Raw genomic sequence first — 26,713 nt, forward strand, 5'->3', positions numbered from 1 at the left:
AGAACTACTTGGACGAGTTCTGCTACAAACTCAACAGAAGATATTTTGAAAACAATATCTTTGATAGAATACTAGTCGCTTGCACCCTTACCTGAGCTACTGGCAAGAATACGGATTGTCATTAAAGAAAAAACAACATCAACAAGCCTTTCTGTATAAAAGGAGTTTTTTGAGTAATTTTCAGGAATAGATCAAGTAGAAGGGCACTTATGGAAAATATAGTTGAGCTTATTCGGAAAGGGTATGTGGATTATGCTTCTTATTTATGGCGGGAAATCACCCATCCGCACTGGAAAAACTACTTTTATTGGCTTTTGGCTGTCAGTTTGTTTTTTTTCTTGTTGGAGTTACTAAGGCCCTGGAGGAAGGGACAGGCTAAGTTCCGGAAAGACTTTTGGCTGGATTTCTTTTATATGTTTTTTAACTTCTTCCTTTTTTCGCTGTTGATCTATAATGCGGCCACCGAAGTTCTGGTCAATTTTTTCAATAAGGCATTGAGCCAAGTCGGCATGACGAATTTGGTAGCGATTGAAGTCAGCTCCTGGCCGGTATGGGGGCAATTGCTAAGCTTGTTTGTAGTGCGGGATTTTATTCATTGGTGGGTGCACCGTCTATTACACCGGAATCGATACCTCTGGGAGTTTCATAAAGTACACCATTCGGTAGAGCAAATGGGGTTTGCCGCACATTTGCGCTTTCACTGGATGGAAACGGTGGTTTACCGCAGTCTGGAATATATTCCATTGGCCATGATCGGTTTTGGTATTGATGATTTTTTTATCGTTCATATCATCGCTTTGAGTATCGGGCATTTTAATCATGCTAATTTTACATTTAGCCTTGGGCCTTTTAAATACCTGTTCAACAATCCCGCCATGCATATCTGGCATCATGCCTATTATTTGCCGGAGAAACATAAGTATGGGGCCAATTTCGGCCTGTCGCTAAGTATCTGGGATTATTTATTCGGTACTGCTTATTTGCCCAAAAGCGGAAGAAATGTGCGCTTGGGGTTTCCGGGTATGGAAGACTTTCCTCATTCCTTTTGGAAACAGGCAATTTATGGTTTTCGAAAACTGAAAAAATAACTTTCCGGAAAAAATAAGGGCATTTTTCCGGAAAGTTAAGAATGCTTTTTTGCCTAAATACTAGTATTCTTCCTCTGATTATTTGTAACTTGTTCCTAAGAATACGGCAGTTATTCCGTAACCAGAAAAAATTGTACTAAACCTACCGGTCCTGCAACAATTAATTTTTTGCATCAATTTCACTCCCCTTTGATATTGATATGGAACAAGTAGTAGATTTTTTAAAAAAACTATTCCTTGCCGAAAGCTGGCCTCCCCGGTGGATTTGCGGAACTTGGACGGAGTTTCACGGTTGGTTGTATATTTTTTCCAATTTAGCGATTTGGGCGGCCTATTTTACCATTCCGCTAATCCTGTTCTATTTTATAAAACAAAGAAAGCACGAGCTCCCTTTTGTAAGGGTATTTTGGTTGTTTATTCTTTTCATCCTGGCCTGTGGTACTACACATTTGATGGATGCCCTTCTCTTTTATTACCCGGCTTACCGCTTAAGTGGCTTGATCTTGTTTATTACCGCATTGGTTTCTTGGGGAACAATAGTGGGTCTGGCGAAAGTGATGCCTCAAGCCCTAGCTTTGAAATCGCCTATTCAATTGGAAGAAATCATTCAGGAACGGACTTATGAATTAGAAAAATTATCTCTTAGTCTGGCGCATCAAAACGAGCAACTCAATGAGTTCAGAGATATAACCTCTCACAATCTGCGTTCGCCGGTCAGCAATTTGGTTTCCTTGATCCAACTGTATGAAGACGAAAAAAATCCGGCTAAGCAACAGTTGTATGTGCGAAAACTTCGCTCGGTATCCAATCAGTTAATGGTGGTATTGGACGAGCTACATAGTGTAGTAAAAGTGACGAAAGACCATGGCTTACATTATGAAGAATTGCAGTTTGAAAATGTGTTGTATGAGGTGACTCGTAATTTAACCAACCAGATTAACCATGCCAACGCCCAAATTACCTATGACTTTTCAGTCTGCCCATCTATTTTTTATCCGAAAATATACCTTGAAAATATTTTGTTAAATTTACTAAGCAATGCCTTGAAATACCGCTCTCCACACCGCGCACCGGAAATTCATTTGTCAAGTGCCAGGCAGAACGGTGAGGTTGTATTTAGTTGCAAGGACAATGGTTTGGGGCTGGACATGCAAAAATATGGGGATAAAGTATTTAAATTGTATAAAACGTTTCATAGAAGAAAAGATGCCCGCGGCTTGGGTTTATTTCTCACCAAAAGTCAGGTGGAATCCATGGGAGGCCGAATTTCGCTGGAAAGCAAGGTAGGGCAGGGAACTGTTTTTACCATTATTTTTCAATCTCAAAACAAAACACTATGAATGTGGATACTTTAGCAGTGGTTGACGATAATGAGGTGGTTCATTTTATCATTGATGAAATTGTAAAAAAGTATCAATTGGCCAAGCGCTTGTTACCTTTTTTGGACGGAGAATCCGCTATCGAGTTTTTTAAAACTGCCTGTGAAGAACAAGAGGCATTACCTGACTTGCTTTTACTAGACATTAATTTGCCAGGTTTGGATGGATGGGATTTTCTGGAAGAATTTGCTAAAATTCAATCAAACCTGAAAAAAGAGTTGACCATCTATATGCTTAGTTCTTCTATCAATGAACAAGATATGGAAAAAGCCGCATATAATCCTTTTGTAAGTGGGTACGTTACCAAGCCTGTAACGGCCGAAAAACTGAAAAATCTATTGGAGGCGAAATAAAGAAGGTGATGCCGTTAAGGTAAATAACATCTATCCAGGCAGTGCTAGTCATGACGTGAAATGATTGGGCTGCTTAGAAAACAAGCCGGCCCGGAAGTAATCTATTCCAGGCCGGATCGTATCCCTGATTTATTCTATTTCTTTAGAATTCCCTGATTTTAATACTTCTGAAGAATACCTCATCTCCATGGTCTTGCAATAAAATCGGGCCGGCAACTGCTTCTCCAAAGTTTGGCCAATCTTTGTATTTACTGTAAGCAACCAAGGCGCGGAATATTTGAGAGCCTCTTTCAAACTCCACTACTTTAGCACCGTTAAGCCAGTGCTCAACTTTATTGTCTTTTACCAGTATTCTTGCTCTGTTCCAGTTGCCGATACCTTTAAAGACTTTCCCTCTGTTGGGTACGGATAGGTTAGTAGCCGTGATTAAATCGTACAGAGAGCCTAAGGTACGGTTACCTTTTACGCCTTTTTTAGCATCCGGGTGCTTTTTGTCATCCAGAATCTGAAATTCCAAACCAATGGCCGAACCAGCTCCTTTGTTTAACTCAGGATCTACGAAATATTTGATACCACTGTTGGCTCCTTCGGTGATTTTGAAGTCTACGATCAATTCAAAGTTGGTAAATAGCTCCTCTGTGATAATGTCTCCACCATGAGCAGATTCTTCTCCTCCGGAAGATTCCACTTTCAACACTCCGTTTTTGATACGCCAGCCTTTTTTAGGGAATTTTCCCCCTTTGGCACTTTTCCAACCTTTGGTGGATTTTCCATCCCAAAGCAATCTCCACCCCTTTCTTTTTTCGTATTCGGTGAGGGTGTTGGGAATAAAGTTTACTTCTACGGCATTGGGTTGTACGGTCCAGCGTTCTTCTTCCAGGTTTTGGGTTTTGATACGGATATTTCTCCAGCTTACTTCCGCCCCTTCTATCGACTTGTCGTAAATGCTATGTACTTGTAAGCCAATAAAGCCTTTGGCAGTCACATCATCTACTAAATTGGCACATTGTACACCGTTGATATAGGTCCGGAGGGTATTGCCAATGGCCTCAATGCGGTATTTGTTCCATTTACTTACCTGAAAAGCTTTTTGTCCTTTTTCGTTGCGGGCTAATGGATATAACCATCCTCTGCGCCCTTCATCGTAAATTCCTCCGCTATAGGCCCGGTCACTGGGGTCTATTTCTACTTGGTAACCGTGTACTCGTCCATCTTGGTAGTTAGGCAGGCTATTGCTACGGATTTGAATTCCGGAGTTCAACCGGGGATCCACTTTTACTTCTACTTCGAAAATAAAGTCCCCGTACATTTCTTCCGTACAAAGGAAAGTGTTGGGAGTTCCCATTTTGGAAGTTCCAACGATGGCTCCGTTTTCAATTCTGTATTCAGCTTTTCCGTTTAAGCGTTTCCAACCATCCAGGTTTTTTCCGTTGAAGAGTTGAATCCAACCGTCTTGTGCAACCGATTGTATTGCTATTAAGCAGCAAAAAAACATGAAGTGTAGTGATTTCATTTTCATCTTTCGATCTACTTTAATTTTTGTTTTTAAAAAAATGAGGGAGTGTTCCCTGGTGAATACTTCTTCAAATATAAATAGTAGGAATGGATATGGCAGAAAGGCTTGATGAAAATTTTGTGTTTTGCGGCTTTTAGAAAGGTTGAAGGCTGTTTTGAAAGGGAGGGTATTTCCTAGGGGGAAACAAGCACTAACGGGCTTCATACAAAGAAACAATGCTTAGAAGGGGGGAGCCTTTTAAGCATTGTAAAAACTGTTATAGGGTATTCTGTTCAGTGCAAGTGATGCCATATGAACCAAGAGGGTTATTTCAAAGCGTAAAAACGTACCACCAGTTCCTTAATGGTATTGACCGGGTCATTTGAAAATATCACTACGGACCGGTCTTGTGTACCTATTTTCCCTATATTATTGATTTTAATGTTCAAATTAACACTGCTGTAGGGCGCTATTTTATAGGATTCCAGCGAAAGCACTTCACAACCGTAGTTCGGCGAGATTTTTTGAATTACCAATTCAGTCGGACCACTGTTAACTACCGTAAAACTGATGATTTTGGAATCTTCCAGCTTGATTTTTCCCAGGTTTTTGACAGGTGGGTTGATAGAGATTTTCGGAGCTTGTGAAGTATTTTGTAAAGATTCTTCCGAAAAATATTGTTTGATGGAAGCCGAGATGGTCAAAGGAATTCGGTTATCAACCTCATCTTCCGTAAATAATACAATATTATCTAACATAAACCCGAAATCATCTTTTATTTCCGGATGGTAGAACAATGTGAAGGACCCTATACTTTTTGGCGGAATTCTTTTCGTATTTTCAACAACCACTTCAATATGTGGAGGGGTGATCAGGGTGTCACTGATGACCACGGTATCTTGGCTATTGTTGTAAAACTCGACTTTCCTTCGCAGCACGCCTTGGTTGGTGATGGTTCCCAAATGGATATTATTGCCTTTGAAGCGCAAGTTGCCTTTCTCCACAGGGTAATCAACGGAAGGCTTCAGGTCAAATGCCTGAATAAATCCTGTGATTTTTAATGTAGTTTCCTGAGAATAGTTTTCTATTTTGAGTGTAAATGTTTTTTCAAAGAAACCGGGCTTGTAAGGGTCATAGGTGATTTGTATACTGTGTGAACTGCCCGGAGCCAATTCTTCCTTGGGAAATTGGGCAACCGTACAAGCGCAATCGGTCTCTATTTCTTTGATCTTGACGGGTTGGGGGGCTGTTACCCGGAAATCAAAGGTATGAGTGACCGGAAAGTTCTCTTGTTTGAACCTGCCTAAAAAAATAGAATCTTGTAATACCGAAATGGGGCTTCCCTGGGCAAATACTTGAAGAAGTCCCAAAAATAGCCCGCTAAAAAGTAATAGTATTTTTTTCATAATTCGGCTCACTGAAATTGGTGTAGAGGTACATATGTGAAAATATGTGGTAAAGTTCATAAAAAAAATCTATTCCTCAAGAAGCAAGCCGAAGAAAGGCCCAAACACCAAAACTTATGCCTTGCCGGAAAAGTGGACTTGGGGCTTGGAAAACAGTGCCGTATACAGGCTTAGAAAACCTTGTTCATACTTCTTAGCCAGAGGGGAGAAGACACACTACGAAGCAAATATTTTGCTTTCTCTCTTTTAAATATTGGTTGCTACAAGGATAGTTTTTAAGTTTGTACCTCTTGAAAATAAGAAATATAAGCCTGTCTTATCGCTCTCTGCAGAAGCAGAGGGAGGAAAGTCCGGGCAACACAGAGCACCGCACTTCCTAACGGGAAGGGTTCCGGGCAACCGGAATACAGAAAGTGCCACAGAAAAAATACCGCCTTCCGGAGCAATCCGGCAAGGTAAGGGTGAAAAGGTGGGGTAAGAGCCCACCGCCCTGCTGGTGACAGTAGGGGCAGGGTAAACCTTGCGGGTTGAAAGACCAAATAGGTTTCGCTTGATCTTGAAAAAGATGATAGGGTTGCTCGCCCTGTTTCTCTGATGAGAATGGCGAAATGGGTAGGTCGATGGAGCTGTTTGGCAACAAGCAGCCTAGATAAATGATAAGACTCCACGCAAGTGGAGACAGAACCCGGCTTACAGGGCTTATATTTCTTGTTTTTTTATTGCTAAAATAGCTTTACATTTGAATGAGTACCATCCAACAATTGGCGGAAAGGTAAGAGTATGTTGAAAACTTGCTGTGAGAGGTGCGCCTCTTTGGTGATATAAATGTTCCGTTTAGGGTTCTCAAAATACTGCGCTGAGGTTCTTGATGTGAGAGCTTTTGAGCCAAAGGATGAAATTTAAACCTGCTCTAAAGTTCACAGAGAAAGAAAGGGAACTGTTCTCATTGTTGAAATGAACTCGCGACTTTACTTGCGTTTGAGCAGGTTACTTTGAATGTGTAATCCTTATTTCAAAATATACTTACAGCTCCTTTCTGTTAGGTGTGTTTCTCCTTCAGGATAGGTTGTAGCAATCTAATATATGTCAACTTATGGCCAAGATTCTGATTATTGATGATGAAAAGAGTATCCGCTTTACCCTACGTGAGATTCTTGAGTTCGAAAAGTACAAAGTAAATGAAGCCAAGGATGGAGAGGAAGGGATTCAGATGTTGGTAAAAGAGGATTTTGATGTGGTATTGTGTGACGTGAAAATGCCTAAGATGGATGGCATTGAGGTATTGGAAAAAGCCATGGAGCTAGGCTGTAAGGCTCAGTTTATCATGATTTCGGCCCATGGAAATATTGAAACGGCTGTGGATGCCACCAAAAAAGGAGCCTTTGATTTTATTTCCAAACCCCCGGATCTGAACCGTTTGCTTTTGGCAGTGCGCAATGCATTGGACAAAGGCAGTTTGGTAGAAGAAACCAAAGCCTTAAAAAAGAAAATTTCCGGGGCCACTGAAATTGTCGGAGACTCACCGGCTATTCAGGATGTGAAAGATACCATTGAAAAAGTAGCCCCCACCGAAGCCAGGGTAATGATTATGGGGCCCAACGGCTCGGGGAAAGAGTTAGTAGCCCGTTGGATACATGAACGCAGTTCCAGAGCGTCCGCTCCTATGATAGAGGTTAACTGCGCGGCCATTCCCTCCGAATTGATAGAGAGTGAGTTGTTTGGGCATGAAAAGGGTTCTTTTACTTCGGCTCACAAACAACGCATTGGAAAATTTGAACAGGCCAATGGCGGGACCTTGTTTTTGGATGAGATCGGAGATATGAGTTTGTCTGCCCAAGCCAAAGTATTAAGAGCATTACAAGAGCATAAAATTACCCGTGTAGGTGGGGATAAAGAAATCAAAGTAAATGTGCGGGTGATCGCGGCAACCAATAAGGATATAAAACATGAGATAGAGGAAAAGCGCTTCCGGGAAGATTTGTATCACCGGCTTAGTGTTATTGTGATTAATGTGCCTCCCTTAAAAGACCGTATCGGGGATGTCGCATTACTGGTAGATAAATTTGTAGAGGATATCGCAGTGGAATACGGAGAGGCGAAAATCAAAGTCATGGAGGGAGCCATCAAGAAATTGCAGGAGCATGAATGGTCAGGCAATATTCGTGAGTTACGCAATGTGGTGGAACGCTTGATCATCATGTGCACCAACAAAGTAATTACAGAAGAAGATGTAGAAAAGTACTTGTAAATACAAAAGCTGCCAGCCTTATATGAAACCGGCTGGAGTTTGTGTTTTCGAGAAGCCTCTTGGCATCGAATACGGAATGATAAAAAGGCCCGCATTGGTATAGGTGCGGGCCTTTTGTATATGGGAACTTTACTTTAAGATTCTGTCAAAGTTTTTAAGGTATTCAATCGCTGTGTGATTTCGGAAAGACCTTGTTCGGCCAAGTCAATGGCTTTTTTTAGCCTTTCTCTGTCATTGTTACTCAGAGGTGTATGACTGTTTTCTACAATACCGTCAAAGTATTGGGTAAGGGTTTCGATATACTCCTCCGTTTCTTTAAAATAATTCAGGAGTTCTGTTTTAGTGTTAATTTGTGGAATATACGCTTTCATTTCTGCCGCTAGTTTGTGGATTGTTAACGATGACTGGCCCATCATCAACGACTTAAGCCAGCCGTATTTAGGAGTTGTTCTTCAAAACGAGATTTGATGGAAAATTGTTATTGCAAGCGAATCAAAAATTCACTGTAGGTGAAAAGAGACGAATTGAAAATTTCTAAATAGGATGAATCATATTTACAATCTCTTCTACTAAAGAAAGATATCAATAAATATTTATTTATGAGGTGGCCTGCTATAGAGAGTAAATTATGTTTGACGCGCTAAGTTACTTAGAAATTTTGTGAGTTATCCTATGTGAAGGTAAAAAAATCCTTTGTGAAAATGCACAGTGTCCGTCACGAATATTATTTCAATGGCAGTTTGGTTATGAGGGGGTGAGGCTTTGGAATAACTTGATAATTAAGTGGTTTCCGAAGAAGGGTTTCTTTCAGTAGAGGGCGGAAGTTTGTTTGTAAGAATGAATTTATTACTTTTCGGTTTATGCCTACTTGAGTTTTGATTTGGGATATTTTACTTCCAGCATGTATACATATTCAAAACTGGAACGCCTAAATTGGAAAAATTCTAATTTTACGGCTGAGTTTCTCCTTTGAGAAGTTTGGAAAGCCTTTTCAATAAGTAAAGTGGCATTTCGTTCGGCTTTATCATCATTAAATTCTTCCTCCCAATAATAGTGAGGTGCCGTTAGTACAAATTTGTAAATCATAATAAACGTTGGTATTAAGTGTAAAAGATTTACTAAGGGAAAATATACCTTTGATGATGTATGTAATTAACTCTCAATCAATGGGATTCATTGTGTTGTTTTTGTATGGAGAAGGAGGAGAAAGCTGCAAGGTTAGGCTCGTGTTTACTGCAAAAAAGTTCGATGTACATATGTTATACTTTTTGATTGTGGTAGTTGTTATGGTTTTTTTGAAGGGTCATCAAAAATTCCCCTAAAAAAGTTTAACCTAAACCGAAAAAAATTACGTACACCCAATTGACGCACAAGAGTACTTTCAAGCCCAAATTCGACCAGCTTCAAATGAGAATTGTACCTAAACAGTTCCGATAACCAAGTAATTATACCATAAACTTAAATCACTTACAAGCTAATAAATTGACGTGAAATCTAATGAAGCAGCCTCAGAAAGAAGAACCTTCCAATTATGAATTGCAGGAAGTGAAATTGTTTGAAGACTGGAAGAATGAAAAAAAGGTGCCCGTATTTTTACAAACCCTACAAAGGTCCATTGCCAAAGCCGGGCAGTTTATTAAAAAAATTCCGGGGGTAGAAGCCGCTCTGAACAAAACCAATCAAACTTTTTTGGAAGTATGGCAGGACCTGGCTAATTGGGAGTTTAATCAAACGGAAATTTATTCTAAATTTATTCAAGCAGGCCATCAGCATATTGTATCTGCTCAAGATATTGCTACTCTCGATCTGGAAGAAATTGAAGAGGTATTAGGTGATGTTTGCAATAAGTACAAAACGCTTGCCTCTGTCAAGCAAAAGTCTTCTAATACCTTGTCAAGTATGCCTACAGACATCATTGCATTAGTAACTTTAAATCAACAAGCCATTGGTGAATACGCTACTCATTTTGGGTTTGATATCTCTTTACAACAGGAAAAACTGTTTGCCTTGAATATCCTGGAATATGCCTCCACGATGGACGAAGCGGCCAAAGAACAAATCAAAAGTCGCTTAATAAAAAACGCTTTGGAAATGACAGGATCACAAAATAGAGAGGTAGATAAACCGACCTTTATCCAAATGCTCAAAAAGCTATCTACTTCCGTATCTATTCAATTGTTGAAAGCAAAAGTCGGCCAACTTATTCCCATACACGGAGCGGTGATTGGAACCGGTTTTAATGCCTACTTTACTACCGAAGTGTGTGATATTGCCCATTGGCTATATAAACAGCGCTTTTTAGCTGAAAAATACGGAACGGAAGTGTTTGAACTGAAAGGAAATAATGTAGAATTGTTGAATGAGGAAAATCAAGCTTCGGATTGGGAACAATAGAGAAGCTTTATATTTCTATTTCCATTTTCTCTTTTGCCAACAGGCAGTTTGGAAATAGTTTTTGGCATTGAACCTCTATTTTCTTTAAAAACTGATCGTCATGATCGGGGTCATGGTGAGTCATCACCAATTGTTTTACGCCAGCCTGTCGTGCTACCTCAATCGCTTGCTCATAGCTACTGTGCCCCCATCCTGATTTTGTGCGTAGTTCTTCTTGTGTAAATTGTGCATCGTGAATCAAGAGGTCGGCATTTCGGGCAAATTCCACAATATTTTGATCAATGGATGGGCCATGTTCGATGTCCGTACAAATGACCACGGATTTGTTGCCTTGATCTACCCGGTAGGAATAAGCTCCGCCGGGATGTTGATGTGGAATAGCTTTGAGGTGCGCTTTACCTAAAATGGCAGAGCCGGATTGGAAAAAAGTAAAGTGAAAATTGGCACCCATCTCGTTCAGTTTTACAGGAAAAAAGGCCTCTTGCATTTGATTCTCAAAGATCTCTTTCAAATTCGTAGTGGCGCGTTTTTCTCCCATAGCCAATAGCGTTATGGACTGTTGAGGGATATAAGCCGGAGCAAAAAAGGGAAAGCCCTGTATATGGTCCCAATGAAAGTGGCTGAAAGTTAAAAAAATATCTTTCGGCAAAGCTCCGGGAGCATTGACTAGGTCTTTTCCCAAGTCCCGGATGCCGGTACCCGCATCAAAAATACCAATTGCATCAGAGTCGGGAGAAGAGAGTAGGATACAAGTGGTGTTTCCCCCATATGTCTGAAATTCCGGATTGCATACGGGAATGGATCCGCGGGTGCCATAAAATTTTACCTTGATACTCATCAATATGTATTCAACCTATTTTTTATTCATATAAATTTATCAAAAATTCACGCATTTCATAACAATGCCTCTTCAGTGATGCATTTTTGTATCAAGTGAAGTGGGGTTTTTTCGAAATAATAATTGCTTACTTCAATCAAAGAAGGGGCTCCGGGCCACAATTCGTCTGCTGGTTTGCGAGCTTCCTTAAGCTCCGGAGAAACTTTTTGCCGGGCAAGTTTCCGGCTGTCCGCCAAAAGAAACAGAGGGCGTTGTAGCTCCTTACAAGCCAAGCCGATGCCATATGTACCGATTTTATTAATAAACGCATCCTGAAAGATTGCATCCGCTCCCACTATGGCCATATCCCATGGTGGAAATTCCCGTGTGATGGCGGTATCGGCAACCATCGTCACTTTGATGCCGGAGTTGGCCAAATAAAGGGCTTGTTGCCTCCCTTCATGCGCAGGGCGGGATTCCGTTTGTATGATTTTGAAATTTTGCCCCTGGGCTTTGGCAAGTTGACAAATCGCTTGGATAGCACCACTGTTGGAATGTAATAAGAGAGTTTTGCGATCCAGGTTGAGATAGTTTAAGGCATTACTGGCTACTTGCTCGTTGATTGCAGACCATTGTTTTTGGTAAGCCATGATAAAGGCTGGGATATCTGTTTGGCTTGGGGCTTTCCGGAATGCTTCAATGAAATGTTCCAATACTTTGAACAAAGGGAAGACTTGTTGAACTTCGAGCAGGCCTTTGTATAAGGTATTGCGATCCACTCCGTCTTTCATGTATTGTTGAAGCTGACAGATCAGGTTTTTCAAATGGATGGAAGAGCCTGAAGTCGGGTCTTTTTTGATTTTCGCAAAAAGAGTTTTCATCATCAAAACGGAATAAAGGGTGAGCCGTAGGTAAGGATAAAGGTACAAGATTAAGCAGAAGAAGGTTGGCAAATAGAAAAATGATTGTTTGGAGCTTTGTTCCGGGGAATTGCAAGCATCCCATCGTTTTCTGTACTCTTTGTAGGTATGAGGAAGAACAAAATAAATGAAATTGACGCTTTTCAAGAATTTTGAGCATATAAAATCCAAATATAATTATAAATTAGTACCTGATAATCTGCTGATTTAAGGAATACATATGTCAATCAAAACAAAAGTATATTTAATAGTAGGAGTAGGGATTTTGATCTTTTTTTCTATACTAGGTTACAAAGCAGCCACCACCCGCTCACATAGCCCCAAAGATACCGTTCGTTATGTGCTGGATGATGTTTTATTGGAGATGGTATATTGTAGGCCTTATAAGAAAGATCGCTTGATTTTTGGAGAAAAGGGTTCTGGAGCATTGGAGTATTATGGGGAATACTGGCGTACCGGAGCGAATGAAGCGACTACATTTGAAGTAAACCAAGAGATTTATTTTGGCGACAAGCCATTGAATGCGGGCCGTTATTCTTTTTATACCATTCCAAATGAACAAGAATGGGAGATTGTACTGAACAGGGAAGCTGACCGTTGGGGGCTGTGGGAACCTGACTACTCGTTGGATGCCGTGAAAATTAAAGCCCCTGTAGTGCGCCAGCCGGAAGTGTTGGAGCAGTTTACCATTTCGATGGAAGAAACGGAGAACGGAATCCTCATTCACCTGAAATGGGATGATCTGGATATTGCCTTTCCCGTACGAAAACGTTCCTGATAAACTTAGCCGAAATTGTCACTGATTTGGGTGAGCTCCTGTTGTAAATCTTCTAAGGAATAACAAGGTAAAATCAAATCGATTCGGCGTTGGTCAAGTCGGGTGCCGGCAAGTTCATCCGCCCAGCCGGATTTTCCGGTGAGGGCCAAAATAGGTTTGTGGTACAACCAGGCAAAAGTGATTTCCGATAAAGTGCCGGCTCCACCCCCCACTGCCACAACCACATCGGCAGCTAAGGTGGTTAGTGCGTTGCGGGTATGTCCCATTCCGGTTGGGATCACTATATGACAATACGGGTTGGCTTGACTGAGGTCGCTTCCGGGTAAAATTCCTACTACCGTTCCCCCGTTATCATGAGCTCCTTTGCTCACCGCTTCCATGATGCCACCCCGCCCTCCTGTAATCACGGTAAAACTTAATTCTGCTAAAATTTGACCGATCTTTTCACCCATTTGATAAGTGGCCTCATCGGTTTCGGAATCGCCAATTACAGTTGCTTGCGGAAGTCGAAGTGGTTTCATAATTTCAGGTTTGTATTTTGGGTAATGTAATTTCAAATTTCGTCCCTGTTTCCGGTGTACTCTGTACCGAAATACTGCCTTTATGGCTTTTAATAATCTCCAAACAAATCGAAAGCCCTAAACCCGATCCTTTTTCAGTGGCTTTGGTCGTGAAAAAAGGATCGAAGATTTGTTCCTTTACTTCTTTAGTCATTCCTTTTCCGGAATCTTCAATACCGATGGTAATGCTGTTTTCTTGCTCTGTTGTGTGAATGCTAATGCTTTTTTCTACTAAGTCGTGCTGGTCTTCCAGGGCATGGATGGCATTGGTGAGTAAGTTCATAAACACTTGGTTCAATTTGCCCGGCATACACTCTATCGATGGTAAGTTTCCGTAGTATTTGTTTATTTTAATGGCATTTTTGGTCCAGTGTTTCAGAAGCAAAAGGGTAGAGTCCAAGCCTTCTTCCGGGTTGGAAAATTGCCATTTATGCTCGGGGATTCCTTTGTACTTTCTCAGTCCGATCGCGATCTCTTTTATCCGTTTTGCACCTTCTTCTATCCCTGCCAATAATGAATCAATTTCGTCAAAAAGAAATTCAGAGTCAACTGCCATTTCCTCTTTTACTTTGGCCAGGTAATTTTTGGGAATATGTTGATAGAGTAAATAGTAGTATTTTTTTAATAAGGTAAGGTCCGATCGCAATGGCACTACCCCGCTCGAAAGGAAATTGACCGGATTGTTGAGTTCATGAGTGATACCGGAAGTCATCCGGCCTACAATGGCCAGCTTTTCGGCTTGGACCAATTGCTGGAGTGTGTTTTGAGAGGTATGCCGTAGGCTTTCATTGCTAAAGGCCATATGAATATATCCTGATAAACTGAGGAGAAGTTGGGTCAATGAGTTTGTGATTTCCTGTTGGCTAAAAGCAATAAATACTTGTTGATTGTTGAATGCGAGGAGAAATAGCGATTGTAAAGGAATAGAACTCTGTATAAAGAAGGGAGGGGGGCTGAAGAATTGGGAGGGTTGTCGAATGATTTTATAAGTATTGGGTACATTCATAAAATCTAAGTTATTGAAAGAAAGTAGGGATAAGGAAAACGGAGGAGGCTCTTCTTCTTTATAGATAAAGTGCTTTACGTTTAAAGTTGCTTCTTTGAATTGCCCTATACCTAAGGCGCAAACCCCAGAAGGTTGTAGGGCGGCTTGTAGTATCCGAAGAATTTCTTTGACCGAACTCTTGCCTGAATGAATACTTTTTCCAACTTCCAGGTGTACTTGAAGAGGGTTCGAGTCTAAATGGTTACTTGAAGTTCTTAGCATTTAACTTGTCGTCTAATAGATTGTTGATTGTTTGTTTTATTAAATTATTTGTTGATTGTAAGACTGAATGATGGTTGCCTGTTTCAGGCTTGTGTTGAGTAAGTATGTTGATTGCAATGATAGTAGGGGAGAGGTATTGAAAGTAAGAAATTAATAATACCTTTTATTAGGTATTTAAATATATATAGATTTTTTTAGAAAATTTAAGGAATAAGTAGATAAAGAATTTATAAATAGTGGATTTTTTATCAAAAAAGACTAAAAAATAGTGATAAATACCTAAAAATAATAGTGAAATCTATTTATTTAAAAACTGCTGAAATAACCAGAAAAAAAGAGGGTTATTATAGTGATAACAAAGAGAATAATAGTAAACAAGTAGATATAAATTCCCTGATTTATTTAGTAATTAACCCTCACGTTTTATGAGTAAAGCACTTGACTTAGTGATGTTAGTGGACGATAATGATACTGATAATTTCATAAATAAACGTATCATTGAACTGACCGGCTTCGCGTCCAATATAATCATAAAAAATTCAGGAAAGTGTGCATTGGAGTATTTGCAAGAACATAAAGATCAACCGGAAAAATTACCTTCCATAATCTTTTTGGATATCAATATGCCAGTGGTGGATGGATTTGTATTTTTATACGAATTTGATAAGTTTTCTGAAACAACCAAGAAAAATTGCCGGGTGGTAATTCTATCCAGTTCGGATAATAAACGGGACATAGATAAGATCGTGGATAATGACTATGTATTGAAGTTTGTCACAAAACCACTGACGGAGGAGGCCCTCAATGGAATCAGGGAGATTATACAACATGTTGCCGTATAACCCCCCTCAAAACAGGAATCATAGAAGACTATGATTCCTGTTTTTTATCTTCCGTAAACCACAATTGGTTGTAGTCATATTTCTCGTGGTTGGGAAAGATCTCGTAGAATTTTTTAGATACCTCTTCAAAGAGGACTTTTCTTAACTCTTCAATGTTTTCCTTTTGGATTGCTGAGATAAAAATAGCCTTTTCATCCTTGCCCATATACAATTGCTTCCACTCGGCAATCGTACTGGGGGGATTATCTTCTTCAAACGGAGGGTATTCTTTATTGGTAAATTGATCGATTTTGTTGAACACGAGAATGTTGGTTTTATCCTGTGCCCCGATTTCAGCCAACGTCTTATTGACCACATCAATCTGTTCCTCAAAAGAGTCATGTGAGATATCCACTACATGTAAAAGAATGTCTGCCTCTACAATTTCGTCCAACGTAGATTTAAAACTTTCAATCAGCGTAGTGGGGAGTTTACGAATAAAACCCACCGTATCAGTCAGTAGAAAGGGTATATTATACAATACCATTTTCCTTACGGTAGAATCTACCGTAGCGAACAGTTTGTTTTCCGCAAATACATCGGCTTTTCCGATCACCTGCATCAAGGTAGATTTGCCCACGTTGGTATAACCCACCAAGGCAACACGTACCATCCGGTCTCTGGACTTTCGCCTTACATGGCTTTGTTTGTCCAATTTTTCCAGCTTCTTTTTCAACAAGCTGATTTTATCCCGGATAATCCTTTTATCCGTTTCCAGTTCGGTTTCCCCAGGGCCTTTCATCCCGATACCTCCTCGCTGTCTGGAGTGGTGTGTCCATAAGTTGGTCAGGCGGGGAAGCATGTATTGATACTGGGCGAGCTCCACTTGCGTTTTGGCTTGAGCGGTTTTGGCCCGCTTCATAAAGATTTGCAAAATCAACAAGCTCCGGTCGATGACCAAACAGTCTTTTAATTCACGATCCAGGTTTTTGACATGCGAAGTGGATAGATCATCATCAAAAATGATCATATCTACCTCATATTGTTTTACATAATTGCTAACCTCTTCCAGCTTTCCTTTTCCCACAAAAGTCCTTGGGTCAATTTTATCAAGCTTTTGTGTGAAGGATTTCAGGGTTTTAATCCCCATGGTTTCTGCCAGAAAAGCCAATTCATCCAGGTATTCCTGGGTTTGCTCAGCGGTTTGTTGATGGTTGGATACGGCCACTAAAACCGCGGTAGGTTGTTTCTCTTCTGTATAATAAAGTTCTTTTTTCAACGATTCCTCTCCTTTTGATGTACATTAATTTTCCATACCGGAGCATGTCCGGTTTCGTAGGCTTTGCTGAGGTGTTATATTATCTGTTACATAGGATTTGATGTTATTTTACAAAAATACATATAATTCTTTGCTTAGAGGTAAGGTATAGAGAGAAAAGCCCCCTTAAGAATGAAGTACTTAAGCTATGCTTTCTGAAATAGTTGGCATCATGAATGCTTACTTTATCCTTTCCTGTACAAGAACTTTGGCCTGTATGGTGTGCTACATTTAGTACAGCGAACTTAAAACCTCCAAAGATTTAACTTGTCCGAAATTTTCCAAATGTAGTTGGTAAAATTTAATCAACGTATTTAACAAGCTGTGGCGTTGGTGCCGGTTAAGGGGAATATATTCTTGATAAGTGCTGTCAATTACCTGTTTTAGTTTCTCTGTGTTGACAGGGTCTTCCGGATAAAAATGCAAGAGCTGGTTGGCTAACTCCTGGTGCGTGTTGAAACCAAAGCCCAAATAGTCCGGCAATTGACACATAAACTGGATATGAAAATTTTCGAAATGCTCAGTTAATTGATCCAATGTAATAAAACTTTGCCATAAGAAATGAAATAATTGCGGGTTTTCTTCCTCTTCTTTGATGGCTTTGCTCAGTATTTCAGTAATAAAAATAGCAATGGTGGTTTTAAAGGGATGTAAGGAAATCGTTTGGAAGGGGTGAAGCAATTTGGCCTCCGAAATGCGATGAATGTTGGAGGACTCTTTATGGTAAATCACCGTATCTAACAATGATAACGGTTGATACATGGCTATATGGTTGGTTTTGGCTTTTTTGCTACGGACTCCATTGACAATAAAAGACTTCAAGCCAAAACGCTCGGTATATATTTTGACAATGATTGAGCTTTCCCGGTAACGGATAAAAGTGAAGACGATACTACGTGTTTTATAAATCATTCTTTGAATGCTATGAGTCGGTAACCTGCAAAGGTACGAGTTTCACATACATTGAAGTACGTTCCGGTAGAATTATAAAATATGAAAAGAAATAGCCCGAACAGCCTCTTCTGTATACCGTAGATATGGCTTGCCAAAAATAGCCGTGTTTTGTATGAATTCCTTACCTTGTTTTCTGTACCTTTGGCTCTGAATTCCTGAATTTTTCTTACTGTTTCAATAGCTTTCAAAGTAATTTTTGATTTGTAATTCATAATTGTAATGTTAAAACCCCGCACTTTGTATCAATGCCTGACAGCCGGATTGTTGTTGGGCTTCTTCGCTTGTAATAACAATAATGAAAGTAAAGCCCCGGAGGAACCTGATATTGAATATGCATTTGAGACAGCCTTAACGAAGGAAGGGACTTTGGCAAACGAAGAAATCAACGAAGCTTCCGGCTTGGTTGCTTCCCGGAGCAATGTTGGAATGTTTTGGACACATAATGATAGTGGGGATACGTCCCGGATTTTTTTATTTGACAAAGAGGGAAAAAACCTGGCTACCTATTATCTGAATGAACTCCCGGCACGCGATTGGGAAGACATCGCTCTTGGCAAAGGACCTGAAGAGGGGGTGCATTATTTGTACATTGCCGAAATGGGTGATAATAATGCTCAATATGATACCAAGCATATTTATCGCTTGAAAGAACCGGTGTGGGATGCGGAAGGGGAGCACTTGGTGAATGAGGTAGAGGATATACAGTTTGTGTATCCCGATGGAAAACGTGATGCCGAAGCCTTGATGGCTGACCCTTTGACGGGAGATTTATGGATTGTTTCCAAAAGAGAAGAGAAAAATCGGATCTACCGTTTGCCCAGTCCTCATTCTTTGGATACCGTGATCGTAGCAGAGTATTACGGTGAAATTCCTGTGCATAATAGTAACGGAGGAGATATTTCTGCCAACGGAACGGAAATTCTGTTGAAAAACTACGACAAGATATTCTATTGGCCGCGTGCCGAAAACCAAACCGTGGCTGAAGCCTTGTTGAGTCAGGTTCCACAAGAATTGTATTATGAGGTAGAGCCTCAAGGAGAGGCGATTGCTTGGGATCCTTCAGGCAATGGATTTTATACTTTGAGCGAAGAGCGTAGTAATGTAGAAGCGGTGCTTTACTACTACGAAAGGTTGGATAAATAGAAAAAGAATTGTTCTAATAGCTCAAAAGCGGTGGATGTTAATTCCACCGCTTTTGTTGTTTTTACTTTAATGTGGCTTTGACGGCACCGCACTTTAGCATTTTATTGCCAAAATAAGGATTCAATACTTCATTTTTGCTGCTGAGCCAATAAGCACCTTGGTTGCCATTGGCCATAGGGCAATAGGCTTTGTAAAGTGCACCTGAAGTAAATTCACTTTTTTCAACCAAAGCAATTAAGGCATTGGACAAAGAACTAAAAGCAACTCTTTGTTTATCTAATTGAGTGCTCGAAGCAATTTTTTCAGCATATTGCAAAATCGTTTGGTTATTTTTTACCTTTTTCAGAGCAGTCTGCAATTGTTGAGCTGCCTTTTGAGCTTCTCCCGCATCAGAGGCCACGAGTTTATTTTCTAAAATTAAATACTGTTGAACAGCTGTTCCCAGTGCTTTTTCTGAAAACCCGGCTTGTTGTGCAACTACTACAGTAGTCGAGAATACCAGAGCGATTGATGCAATTATTGATTTGAATTTCATAACGTTGATTTGATTTTTTTGAATAGAAAAAATGCTACCCCGTGTTTTTCTTCCTCTTCTTTGAGGAAAAAGCGGAGGAGGAATGAACAGCGGTGTAAAAATGAACAAGGAGAGTATAATTCTGCTTAGGGTAACCCAAGCGAACCTTATAAGAATATTATAAGAGGAAAGACTGGACCCACAAAAAAATAACTGGCCCAATCAAGGGAGGGAGGTAACGTTTGGCTTGTAAATACTGAAGTTTATTTGCAAACGTATTGAATGTATTCGTATAGAAACCGCCAATAAATACCTGTGAGAAGGGCACTTTCACACTTGAAAGTGTCGGCGGGTATTTTTCTTTGGCAGGTACCGAAAGTGCTATTTCACTGCAACAATCTTTCTGGTGTTGCCGGTTTTTAAATTCAATTGAACAGGTATCGGAAGTGCTGGCTTGCGGTAAAGCATGTTCACAAACTTGCGCTTGTGCAAACAGCGCAATGCTTTGTAAAGCCCCTTTACATAAATGCCCGTTGATGGTAAAGCCGGTAGAGGAAACCAGCACCATGCATGTCATTAAAAAAGCTCCTATGGATTGTAACTTTTTACGCATTATAAGTGCAAAATTCCACAATCCTTTTGAGTCTGTGTTTATATAATTTCCGGAAAATGTTATAAAATTTTTTTGCCGGGTCGTTTCTGCTCTTTGGCAAAGGCTCATTCCTTTATACATAGGACAAATTTATGTACATATTCGTACAGTGGTTGTATCATTATAGATCATAAGCATAAAGTCGTTATTGAGTTGATTTGCTTGTAACTGTTTGATAAATAGTGTCTTGTTTGTTTTTGGTACAAGCTTGGCAAAAGAAAGGAAAAGTGTCGAATTAATTTTTATATAACTTTACTTCTACTATGAACTATTCAAAATCGTTTGGATTCAAATCGTTGATTGCGCTTGTATTAGGAATGGTATTTATCAGCATGTCCGCATTTGCGGATGGAGAGAAAATCACTAAAAGCCAAGCAAAAGTATTGAAAAAAGCCAAGGCAAAAGTAGAAAAAGCCAGTCCTGATGATTGGAAAACTTATGCATTGGCGGCCGAAATGTGCTTTGGTAAAAAAGTCAATATGAAAGAGGCGTACGAATGGTTGAAAAAATCCATTGAAATCAAGGAAACTCCTTTAAACCTGCGGATCAAAGGGGACTATTATACTCAAAATAATTTGCCGGAGAAAGCCATTGATGCCTATATCAAAAGTATGGAATTGGTGAAAGCCAAAGATCCTTATGCTGACTTTACAGAAATACAGGAAAAAATTGCGATGTTATCCAAAGAACTTAGCTCTTACGAACAATAAAGTCAACTTGAGCATTTTATAATTTCTAATTAGTTAGTGCATTTTCTTATATAAATTTTATTTGCAGCTCGCTAAATCCCAGTGTATTCCACTGGGATTTTTTATTCGATCACGGCTAATTTACCTACAAAGGTTTCCTCCCCCTCTTCATCGGCACTGAAGATCAGGTAAATACCCGTTTTGGCTTTTTTGCCCTTGTAGTTGTGGGCGTTCCAAGTAGCTGTACCCCCATTGGCCTGGGTTTCCCAAATCAATTTTCCGGACACATCGGTAATTTTTATGATGGCATCTTTGGCCAAGCCCGAAATTGTCACCCAGCCTCCATATTCCGGACGGACAGGGTTGGGAAATATTTTTACATCCTGATGAGTCTCTTTGGCTTCTGTGGCATCCGAGCGAAAGGATATGATTCCTTGAGAGGTACCAAAAAATACCTCACCGCTATTAGCTTGTATGGCAATACTATGGATGGCGTTCGCAAGTAAAGGACTATTATCTGTGGTAAAATGATGGATTAGTTCCGAGCCGTCTTCTGAGAAAAGCCAGACTCCTTTGTCGGTGCCTATCCATTTCCGGTTGCCTCCGTCTACGGCCAAAGCCGTGATTTTTTCATCCTTTAATAAAGGCCGTCCGTCAAACCGTGGGAAGGTCCCATCAATTTGATGGCTGTTGAGGACCGCATAGGTATCAAAGAATTCCACGATGCCGTCATCTGTCCCTACCCAGAGGCTGCCATTTTGATCCAAAGCCAAACAATTGACTCCGTTCGTAGGTAAGTTACCATTGTTTTCTCCGCTTTTGAGCAATTTGAAGCGTTGCTCATCATCAAATACCAAAATCCCTCCGCCTTGATGTTTTGCTATCCGGACCCATTTGAAGTTGTTCTTGTCTACTACCATTTCCACAGGGTAAGAAGCTGCACTTACAGGCAACCGGACAGATTGCCAGGAGCCATCCGGAGCGATGCGATGAAAGGAAGCACGGGAGGAAGGGACACCGTAGTTTGCCAGCCAAAGGTTGTCTTCTTGATCTGGAACCATCCCCGTAATATGTACCTGGCCATTGTTTGTACTTACCAAAGGAGCATCTGTCTTTTTGGAAAAGGAGTTATTTTGAAGATCCCAAAGAAATAAACCCTCTCCTAACATACCTATATAGATAAGAGATTGGCTTGCTTGGTATCCCAAGGCTACAGGATCTTTCATCAATGGTATTGCTTCGGCTCCGATATAATTGGCTCGTGAAGTATAATTCGTCCATGAGCCGTTTTCAAAGACATAAAAACCAAGCGTATTGTTCCAGGGTTGAAGGTCCGGGTCATAGCCTCCCGAAAGACAAATGATTTTGTCCTGAACGGCAAATAATTTGAAATTGGTAGGAGACAGCGGTCCGCTGGGAAAGTAAGTGCTCGATTGGTTTGACTGATGTTTGACCAAACCGGTTTCCGCATCGGCTACCCATAATACGTTTTGTTTGTCAAGTAAAGCTTTATGAGGAGCAACCAGGGGGTCGACTTGTAAAGCCGTGGCTTGTAAATTAGCATCAATCATCCATAAGGTTGAGCCGGTACTAAGTAAAAGTTTGTTTTGGGACGAGGACAAGTACGTATAGTTTTGTCCCGCTGCAATGTCCAAAGCTTTTACCTTGCCGTTTTGATATTGATAAAGATGATCTGATGCGATGGGAAAGAAAACGCCTTGTCCTGATAATGCGGCAATATGTTTTACTGCTTGCCCGGGGACATTTGCCAATGTTGTCCAGTTGCGAAAGTCCAAACGGTTGATTTCCGGGGCCAAGGATGCTACTTGTACCCCTCTTTCCGTAGCGATAAACAGACTATCCTGAGAAATACAAGAAGCGAATACTTCTACCCGGCTCCCTTCCGGTCCGATATTCAGATAGGTTTCTTTGACTTCCGGTTTGTTGATGTCCAGCTTTACTAAGCCAAAAGATGTGGCAAGGTAGGCAAAGTGATTATTCAAGGTAATGTCATATATCCGGATATTTTCAATGCCGGAGTTTAAGAGGGAGCGGATGTTGATAATTTCCGCTTCGGTAATCAAGTCGATGTTTCCATTGGTATAGGCGATGAGTAAGGTTTGATGCAGACTGCTGTATTCCAGGTCGCTGATGCCATTGTCGCTCAAATCATCCAGTTTCGATAGGGTGCCCAATTGACCATTGTTTTTTTCCAGGTAAAATAAACCGTTTTGCGAAGCACAATAGATCCGTTCGGGGGTTGCTGTCAGTGAATACGCATTGTGGTAAGTGAGGTGGGTTCTCCATGTATTCACCGGAATGTTTTGTTGTCCATAGCTAAACAGAAACTTCCCCAAGCCTAATAGCAGAAGTAAAACGGTCTTTTTCATACAAGTCTTTTCATCTCTATACCTTCATACCACCTGTAAGGATCTATTAGGGTACCACAGATAGTACTGGAAAATTGAAAGATACGAATTTGAAAGCAATATTCTGTACTTACATGTGGCCAGATGTATCCCATCGGGCTTTTATGGACAAGCTTAAATGAATAGCTTGATATTTTAAATAGATGATAAAAAAAAGAAGGCTTTTTTAGTAAAGTGCTAAAAAAAGAAGGAAATAATTTGATGAATTAAAAATCCGGGAGTGTGTAAAATATGTTTTAGGAATTTTAAGTGTTTGTAATAAATTATTCTGTATTCTGCATATAAGCAAAATATAATTCTGTGTAATAGGAGGGAAGCGGATTGCAGTATCCTGTCATTCGAAAAAATATTAAAATAATATTTGGAAATTAGTTTTAAGCTGTTTTATCTTTACTATCCGAAAGACAAAGAAGATGCTATATAATACTCTTACCATAGTGCTAATTCACCTAGTCGTTGTCATTATTCCTGAGAGAGTGATGATGGTTTGAGTATCTTTTGATAAATTTTATAGGAACCAAAAACCATTATCACTTGCCTGATAGTGGTTTTTTTTTACTTAAATCAATACACCTTAACCAACATGTCAAACACCAATACGAATGCTTTATCCAACCAAAAATACGATCGTCTTTCATGATGGCAGTTTTGTCAAAGGAGAAAAGTTAGGGGTTAACCCCTTTTCTCAGACCTTGCATTATGGCTATGGCGTTTTTGACGCCTTACGAGCTTATGATACGGCCCTGGGGCCACATATATTTAAAGCCCGTGAACATTACGAGCGCTTTATACAATCAGCGGAGAACCTGCAGTTGAAGGTGCCTTATACTACGGATGAGTTGATCAATATCACTTACCAACTGCTGGAAAAAAATAGTATGACCAATGCTTATATCCGCCCTATGTTGTACCTGGGAACCAATATGGAATTGGTGCCTGCTGAGAAAAAACATTTGTTGATTGCCGTATGGAAGTGGGGGAAATACATGGGGAAAGACCTGCTGGATGTCAAGGTCTCCTCGGTACAGAAACCCAAGCCTAAGAACTTTTTGGTAGAGGCAAAAATTTGCGGGCAATATTTATACTCCATGGTAGCAAACAATGAGGCCCGGAAAGAAGGGTACGATGCGGCCTTGATGTTGGATTACGAAGGATACGTGGCAGAAGGCCCGGGATCTAATTTTTTTTATGAGAACGAAGGAAAATTATACACTCCGCCTCGCGGAAGTATATTGCCCGGGATCACCCGGCAAACCATCATAAATCTTGCTGCCGAGCTGGGGGTAGAAGTGGAAGAGCGGCTTTTTACTCCCGAAGAATTGGCAAATGTGGATGCCGCCTTTTTTACAGGTACGGCTTCGCAGATTACCGGTTTGAAGTCAATTGATGGAAAACCTTTCAAGAAAAAGTGGGAAGATACCATTGGGAGTGCCTTACTGATTAAATACGGACATAAGGTGACCCAAAGCGAATACGACGGCTATTCGATTATCTAAACAGGAAAGAGGGTCTCTATTCAACGGGTTTTAGAGTAAAGTGCCGGTTTTGACGGCAAATAAAAAATAAATAGTGATAGTGAATTAGGTTGTATTTGTGAAAACATATCCGGCATTTCGTGCCGGGATTGTATCAACCAACAAAAACAACCATTCTTACAAACATTCGAAAAAAAGTTCAAATCAAAAAAATTAACAACAGTGGGTAAAGAATTAAATAAATACAGTAAGCATATCACGCAGGATCCTACACAGCCTGCCGCTCAAGCAATGCTTCATGCAATAGGCATGACCGATGAAGACTTGCAAAAAGCGCAAGTGGGGATTGCTAGTACTGGGTTTGATGGCAACCCTTGTAACATGCACTTGAATGACCTGGCGAAACAAGTGAAAGTGGGAGTGCAGAATGCCGGATTGGTGGGGTTGGGTTTTAATACCATTGGTGTGAGTGATGGCATTTCGATGGGAACAGCAGGGATGCATTATTCTTTACCTTCAAGAGATGTAATTGCAGATTCAATTGAGACAATCGTTGGCGGGCAATGGTACGATGGAGTGGCCACGGTAGTGGGTTGTGATAAAAATATGCCCGGAGCCATGATTGCTTTAGGCCGGTTGAACCGTCCGGGAATCCTGATTTACGGAGGAACTATTGCCTCCGGATGCTATAAAAACAAAAAACTCAATATTGTTTCTGCCTTTGAAGCACTGGGAGAAAAAATGGCGGGGAGCATGAACGAAGAAGACTTTAAAGGAGTCGTTCACCATGCTTGTCCGGGAGCAGGAGCCTGCGGTGGAATGTACACCGCCAATACCATGGCTTCAGCCATTGAAGCAATGGGAATGAGTTTGCCTTATAGTGCTTCTAACCCGGCAAAAAGCCCTGAAAAACTTCAGGAATGTGTAAAGGCCGGTGAGCAAATGCTGCGTTTGTTGGAGCTGGATCTCAAACCTAGAGACATCGTTACCCGCAAGTCTTTGGAAAATGCCGTTACACTGACCATGGCTTTAGGAGGATCGACCAATGCCGTTCTGCACATTATCGCAATCGCCAAAGCTTTTGAAATTGACTTTACCATTGATGACTTCCAACGCATCAGTGATACTACTCCTTTCTTAGCGGATCTCAAGCCAAGTGGAAAATACCTGATGGAAGACGTTCATCGCATTGGTGGTACACCTGCTGTGATGAAGTTCTTGTTACAAGAGGGCTATCTGGACGGTAGTTGTATGACCGTTACCGGAAAAACCTTGGCCGAAAACTTGGAAGCGGTTCCCGGTTTGGAAGAAGGGCAAGATGTGATCATGCCTGTTGACAAGCCTTTAAAGCAAACAGGTCACTTACAAATCTTGTATGGTAATCTGGCCGAAGAAGGTTCCGTAGCCAAAATCACCGGAAAAGAAGGAGAAACCTTTACAGGTCCGGCCCGCGTCTTCGAGAATGAAGCGGATGTTATCAGTGCCATCGGAGATAAAAAAATCCAGGCAGGTGATGTGCTTGTGATCCGTAATTTAGGTCCTAAAGGCGGTCCGGGAATGCCGGAAATGTTAAAGCCTACCTCTGCCATTATGGGAGCCGGACTGGGCAAGTCCGTTGCCCTGATTACGGATGGGCGTTTTTCAGGAGGAACTCACGGATTTGTGGTGGGCCACATTACGCCCGAAGCATATGAAGGAGGAGGAATTGCTCTGGTGAAAGACGGTGATGTGATTACCATTGATGCGGTCAATAACAAACTGGAGGTTGACCTCAGCGAAGAGGAACTGGCTAAAAGAAGGGCAGAGTGGAAACAACCTGTACCCAAAGCCACCAAAGGCATTTTATATAAATACTTGAAGTCTGTTGCTTCAGCTTCGGAAGGCTGTGTTACTGACGAAAACTAATGCAAAGGGAGAGGAACATTCTTAAGGTTTGCTCCTCTTTCTACTATTATCCTAAAAACACATTCTGTATAACATTTTACTACCAAAGGGAAATTCCTTCAAGGTTTC

General features: G+C 40.7%; 23 protein-coding genes and 1 other RNA gene. 12 read left to right on the forward strand and 12 right to left on the reverse strand.

Translation table 11 applies throughout. The annotated features are described in order from the left end of the window. Nucleotides 1-209 precede the first annotated feature (209 nt). The 3 genes from AAG747_RS17165 to AAG747_RS17175 all read left to right on the forward strand — a co-directional run bounded on the left by AAG747_RS17165 (nt 210) and on the right by AAG747_RS17175 (nt 2,820). Nucleotides 210-1,088 (forward strand): sterol desaturase family protein, encoded by an 879-nt coding sequence (locus AAG747_RS17165; RefSeq protein ID WP_346822436.1) that lies wholly within the window; start codon nt 210-212, stop codon nt 1,086-1,088. 200 nt (nt 1,089-1,288) lie between these two features. Then, nucleotides 1,289-2,428 (forward strand): sensor histidine kinase, encoded by a 1,140-nt coding sequence (locus tag AAG747_RS17170; RefSeq protein ID WP_346822437.1) that lies wholly within the window; start codon nt 1,289-1,291, stop codon nt 2,426-2,428. A gap of 2 nt (nt 2,429-2,430) precedes the next feature. Further along, nucleotides 2,431-2,820, forward strand: a complete 390-nt coding sequence (locus tag AAG747_RS17175; protein ID WP_346822438.1) for a response regulator — start codon at nt 2,431-2,433, stop codon at nt 2,818-2,820. A gap of 142 nt (nt 2,821-2,962) precedes the next feature. Here the strand turns inward: AAG747_RS17175 and AAG747_RS17180 are convergent, their stop codons facing one another. Then, entirely contained in the window at nt 2,963-4,339 is a 1,377-nt protein-coding gene (locus tag AAG747_RS17180; RefSeq protein WP_346822439.1) for a 3-keto-disaccharide hydrolase, read from the reverse strand. Between the two features lie 302 nt (nt 4,340-4,641). Then, a complete protein-coding gene (locus AAG747_RS17185; RefSeq protein ID WP_346822440.1) occupies nt 4,642-5,721 on the reverse strand; it encodes a DUF1573 domain-containing protein in 1,080 nt (359 codons plus the stop codon). A gap of 303 nt (nt 5,722-6,024) precedes the next feature. On the opposite strand from AAG747_RS17185, the gene rnpB reads away from it, so the two are divergent. Next, nucleotides 6,025-6,430, forward strand: an RNA gene (rnpB, locus tag AAG747_RS17190) — RNase P RNA component class A. Between the two features lie 384 nt (nt 6,431-6,814). Next, complete coding sequence (locus tag AAG747_RS17195) at nt 6,815-7,969, forward strand: sigma-54-dependent transcriptional regulator (protein WP_346822441.1); 1,155 nt, start codon at nt 6,815-6,817, stop codon at nt 7,967-7,969. Between the two features lie 134 nt (nt 7,970-8,103). Here AAG747_RS17195 and AAG747_RS17200 read toward each other — a convergent pair whose 3' ends face one another. Beyond that, complete coding sequence (locus AAG747_RS17200; RefSeq protein WP_346822442.1) at nt 8,104-8,340, reverse strand: hypothetical protein; 237 nt, start codon at nt 8,338-8,340, stop codon at nt 8,104-8,106. Nucleotides 8,341-9,466: 1,126 nt separating this feature from the next. On the opposite strand from AAG747_RS17200, the gene AAG747_RS17205 reads away from it, so the two are divergent. Continuing rightward, nucleotides 9,467-10,363: an EcsC family protein gene (locus tag AAG747_RS17205; RefSeq protein WP_346822443.1), complete on the forward strand. Its 897-nt coding sequence runs from the start codon at nt 9,467-9,469 to the stop codon at nt 10,361-10,363. A 7-nt stretch (nt 10,364-10,370) separates the two neighbouring features. Here the strand turns inward: AAG747_RS17205 and AAG747_RS17210 are convergent, their stop codons facing one another. Together AAG747_RS17210 and AAG747_RS17215 are read right to left on the reverse strand one after the other, a co-directional pair. After that, nucleotides 10,371-11,201: an MBL fold metallo-hydrolase gene (locus tag AAG747_RS17210; RefSeq protein ID WP_346822444.1), complete on the reverse strand. Its 831-nt coding sequence runs from the start codon at nt 11,199-11,201 to the stop codon at nt 10,371-10,373. A 56-nt stretch (nt 11,202-11,257) separates the two neighbouring features. Beyond that, nucleotides 11,258-12,064, reverse strand: coding sequence for an eIF2B alpha/beta/delta subunit family protein (locus AAG747_RS17215; RefSeq protein WP_346822445.1), 807 nt, complete (start codon nt 12,062-12,064; stop codon nt 11,258-11,260). Nucleotides 12,065-12,320: 256 nt separating this feature from the next. Between AAG747_RS17215 and AAG747_RS17220 the strand changes: the two genes are divergently transcribed. After that, the gene (locus AAG747_RS17220; RefSeq protein WP_346822446.1) at nt 12,321-12,878 is read left to right on the forward strand and encodes a DUF2911 domain-containing protein; all 558 of its coding nucleotides are present in this window, start codon (nt 12,321-12,323) and stop codon (nt 12,876-12,878) included. 5 nt (nt 12,879-12,883) lie between these two features. Here the strand turns inward: AAG747_RS17220 and AAG747_RS17225 are convergent, their stop codons facing one another. Then, nucleotides 12,884-13,399: a TIGR00725 family protein gene (locus tag AAG747_RS17225; protein ID WP_346822447.1), complete on the reverse strand. Its 516-nt coding sequence runs from the start codon at nt 13,397-13,399 to the stop codon at nt 12,884-12,886. Nucleotides 13,400-13,403: 4 nt separating this feature from the next. Continuing rightward, nucleotides 13,404-14,705: a sensor histidine kinase gene (locus AAG747_RS17230; RefSeq protein WP_346822448.1), complete on the reverse strand. Its 1,302-nt coding sequence runs from the start codon at nt 14,703-14,705 to the stop codon at nt 13,404-13,406. A gap of 425 nt (nt 14,706-15,130) precedes the next feature. On the opposite strand from AAG747_RS17230, the gene AAG747_RS17235 reads away from it, so the two are divergent. Then, nucleotides 15,131-15,547 (forward strand): response regulator, encoded by a 417-nt coding sequence (locus tag AAG747_RS17235; RefSeq protein ID WP_346822449.1) that lies wholly within the window; start codon nt 15,131-15,133, stop codon nt 15,545-15,547. A gap of 28 nt (nt 15,548-15,575) precedes the next feature. On the opposite strand, the gene hflX is transcribed toward AAG747_RS17235, so the two are convergent. Together hflX and recO are read right to left on the reverse strand one after the other, a co-directional pair. Next, complete coding sequence (gene hflX / locus AAG747_RS17240) at nt 15,576-16,805, reverse strand: GTPase HflX (RefSeq protein ID WP_346822450.1); 1,230 nt, start codon at nt 16,803-16,805, stop codon at nt 15,576-15,578. A 270-nt stretch (nt 16,806-17,075) separates the two neighbouring features. Further along, nucleotides 17,076-17,756: a DNA repair protein RecO gene (gene recO, locus AAG747_RS17245; RefSeq protein ID WP_346822451.1), complete on the reverse strand. Its 681-nt coding sequence runs from the start codon at nt 17,754-17,756 to the stop codon at nt 17,076-17,078. Between the two features lie 261 nt (nt 17,757-18,017). Between recO and AAG747_RS17250 the strand changes: the two genes are divergently transcribed. Beyond that, nucleotides 18,018-18,941 carry a hypothetical protein gene (locus tag AAG747_RS17250; protein WP_346822452.1) on the forward strand — a complete coding sequence of 308 codons (924 nt, stop codon included), beginning with the start codon at nt 18,018-18,020 and terminating at the stop codon, nt 18,939-18,941. A 61-nt stretch (nt 18,942-19,002) separates the two neighbouring features. Here the strand turns inward: AAG747_RS17250 and AAG747_RS17255 are convergent, their stop codons facing one another. Next, nucleotides 19,003-19,476, reverse strand: coding sequence for a DUF3347 domain-containing protein (locus tag AAG747_RS17255; protein WP_346822453.1), 474 nt, complete (start codon nt 19,474-19,476; stop codon nt 19,003-19,005). A 157-nt stretch (nt 19,477-19,633) separates the two neighbouring features. Further along, nucleotides 19,634-20,068: an HYC_CC_PP family protein gene (locus AAG747_RS17260; protein WP_346822454.1), complete on the reverse strand. Its 435-nt coding sequence runs from the start codon at nt 20,066-20,068 to the stop codon at nt 19,634-19,636. A gap of 302 nt (nt 20,069-20,370) precedes the next feature. Between AAG747_RS17260 and AAG747_RS17265 the strand changes: the two genes are divergently transcribed. Next, nucleotides 20,371-20,817, forward strand: a complete 447-nt coding sequence (locus AAG747_RS17265) for a soluble NSF attachment family protein (protein ID WP_346822455.1) — start codon at nt 20,371-20,373, stop codon at nt 20,815-20,817. A 101-nt stretch (nt 20,818-20,918) separates the two neighbouring features. On the opposite strand, the gene porZ is transcribed toward AAG747_RS17265, so the two are convergent. After that, a complete protein-coding gene (gene porZ / locus AAG747_RS17270; RefSeq protein ID WP_346822456.1) occupies nt 20,919-23,186 on the reverse strand; it encodes a type IX secretion system anionic LPS delivery protein PorZ in 2,268 nt (755 codons plus the stop codon). Nucleotides 23,187-23,827: 641 nt separating this feature from the next. Between porZ and AAG747_RS17275 the strand changes: the two genes are divergently transcribed. Together AAG747_RS17275 and ilvD are read left to right on the forward strand one after the other, a co-directional pair. Beyond that, on the forward strand, nt 23,828-24,721 hold the full coding sequence (locus AAG747_RS17275; protein ID WP_346822457.1) for a branched-chain amino acid transaminase: 894 nt from the start codon (nt 23,828-23,830) through the stop codon (nt 24,719-24,721). Between the two features lie 201 nt (nt 24,722-24,922). Continuing rightward, nucleotides 24,923-26,605 carry a dihydroxy-acid dehydratase gene (gene ilvD, locus AAG747_RS17280; RefSeq protein WP_346822458.1) on the forward strand — a complete coding sequence of 561 codons (1,683 nt, stop codon included), beginning with the start codon at nt 24,923-24,925 and terminating at the stop codon, nt 26,603-26,605. The last annotated feature ends 108 nt before the right edge of the window (nt 26,606-26,713 follow it).

Source organism: Rapidithrix thailandica (assembly GCF_039710355.1).
GTDB lineage: Bacteria > Bacteroidota > Bacteroidia > Cytophagales > Flammeovirgaceae > Rapidithrix > Rapidithrix thailandica.